The organism is Pseudoxanthomonas sp. LjRoot204_2 (assembly GCF_056175765.1).
Genome location: NZ_JBGFFG010000568.1, coordinates 1 through 1,803 on the forward strand (window position 1 = coordinate 1; position 1,803 = coordinate 1,803).

At 64.5% G+C, this 1,803-nt stretch carries 2 protein-coding genes; both read left to right on the top strand.

The annotated features are described in order from the left end of the window. The coding region (locus AC04L7_RS17945) for an efflux RND transporter permease subunit (RefSeq protein ID WP_475513600.1) at positions 1-673 on the top strand (673 nt) is incomplete at its 5' end. Positions 674-678: 5 nt separating this feature from the next. Continuing rightward, positions 679-1,803 (top strand): efflux RND transporter permease subunit (locus AC04L7_RS17950; RefSeq protein ID WP_475513601.1); only part of this gene is annotated, 1,125 nt, incomplete at its 3' end.

Genomic DNA, 1,803 nt, shown 5'->3' on the forward strand with positions numbered 1-1,803 from the left:
GAACATGGTGGCGGAGAACCCGCTGGGCACGGATGTGGGCATGCGCATGGGTGGGCAAGGCGAGGAGCTGGGCGAGTCGATCAAGTCGCTGCTGTTCGCGTTCGGTCTGGCGATCTTCCTGGTCTACCTGGTCATGGCGTCGCAGTTCGAATCGCTGCTGCATCCGTTCGTCATCCTGTTCACCATCCCGCTCGCACTCGTCGGCGCGGTGGCAGCCCTGCTGCTGTCCCGTTCGCCGGTGTCGGTGGTGGTCTTCATCGGCCTGATCCTGCTGGTCGGCCTGGTTGTGAAGAACGCCATCATCCTGATCGACAAGGTCAACCAGCTGCGCGAAGAGGGCGTGGCCAAGCGTGTCGCGTTGGTGGAGGGTGCGCGCTCGCGCCTCCGCCCGATCATGATGACCACCCTGTGCGCGGTGTTCGGCTTCCTGCCGCTGGCGCTCGCCTTCGGCCAGGGTGCCGAGGTGCGCTCGCCGATGGCGATCACGGTGATCGGTGGCCTGCTGGTGTCCACGCTGCTGACGCTGCTGGTGATCCCGGTGGTGTACGACCTGCTGGACCGCAAGCCGGATGAGTTCTACGCCGAACGCGGTCGTCGCGCTCGACTGGTCGCTGCCCAGGCCGAACAGATGATCGCGCACGAAGACGATCCGCTGGGCGGCGTCAAGGGTTGATCCGGATGAACATCACCGAGCTGTCCATCCGCCGTCCCGTCACCACCATCATGCTGTTCGTGTCGATGGTGGTGATCGGCCTTATCGCCTCGTTCCGTTTGCCGCTGGAGGCCGAACCGGAAGCCACCATTCCGTTCTTCTTCGTTTCGTTGCCATATCCCGGATCGACCCCGGAAGAGGTCGAGCGCAATCTGCTGYGCCCCGTGGAGGAAGCCATTGCCACGATGCCGGGCATCAAGACGATGAACTCACGCGCCAATGCTGAAGGCGGCCAGATCCAGGTCGAATTCAGTGATTGGGATAGGGACATCGCGATGGCCGCCTCCGAGGCGCGCGAACGCATCGATGCGGTGCGGGACGAGTTGCCGGATGATTTCCGCCGCTATTACGTGCAGCGCTGGAGCACCAGCGACCAGGAGGCGATCAGCCTTCGCCTCAGTAGCCAGGAAGACCTGACGGCCCGCGCCGACATGCTGGAGCGCAGCATCAAGCAGCATCTGGAGCGGTTGCCGGGCGTGGCGCGCGTCGAGGTCGAGGGCGTGGCAAGGCAGGAAGTGCTGGTCGCGCTGGACAAGGACCGCATCAGTGCTCACGGGGTCGCGCTCAACGAGCTGGTCAGCAAGTTGCAAGCGGCCAACTTCTCCGTTTCCGCCGGTCAGATCACCGAAGATGGCCGCCGCCTGCGCGTGCAGCCGCGCGGCGAACTGCTYGAACTGCAGGCGTTGCGTGACCTGCCTATCGATGGCCGCGGAACGCGCCTGTCCGATATCGCCGATGTCAGCCTGCAACCTCAGCGCATGAGCTACGTGCGCAAGATGGAAGGCAAGCCCAGCGTGGGTGTGGACATCTACAAGGAACGTTCGGCGAACCTCGTGGACCTGTCGAGGACGGTGGGCAAGGAGGTGGAGGCGCTGCGTCAGGACCCGGCGATGCACGGGGTCGACATCGAGGTCGCCTGGGATTCCGGCAAGGCGGTGACCAGTTCGCTGCTGGCGCTGGCGGAAGCGGGGGCGATCTGCCTGGTACTGTCGGTGATCGTGCTGTACGCCTTCCTGCGCCACTGGCCGTCGACGCTGATGGTGTCCATGGCCATCCCGATCTGCTTCATCATGACCCTGGGCTTCATGTAC